A 301-nucleotide genomic window follows, 5' to 3' on the forward strand; every position below is an offset into this window, starting at 1 on the left:
AGCACAATTGAGATTTTTAATCTCGTCAGATTCAAAATGAGCTAATCGCTCTTTTCAATACTTTATTGGAGAGTTTGATCCTGGCTCAGGACGAACGCTGGCGGCATGCCTAATACATGCAAGTCGAGCGGAGTTGATAGGAAGCTTGCTTCCTTGATGCTTAGCGGCGGACGGGTGAGTAACACGTAGGCAACCTGCCCTCAAGCTTGGGACAACTACCGGAAACGGTAGCTAATACCGAATACTTGCTTCCTTCGCCTGAAGGGAGCTGGAAAGACGGAGCAATCTGTCACTTGAGGAT

General features: G+C 48.2%; 1 rRNA gene. It reads left to right on the top strand.

Annotated elements, in window-relative coordinates:
• Nucleotides 1-62 precede the first annotated feature (62 nt).
• Nucleotides 63-301, top strand: a 16S ribosomal RNA gene (locus tag HP552_RS35990); the annotation flags it as partial.

The organism is Paenibacillus xylanilyticus (genome assembly GCF_013359935.1).
In the GTDB taxonomy this organism is placed as follows: Bacteria; Bacillota; Bacilli; order Paenibacillales; family Paenibacillaceae; genus Paenibacillus; species Paenibacillus xylanilyticus.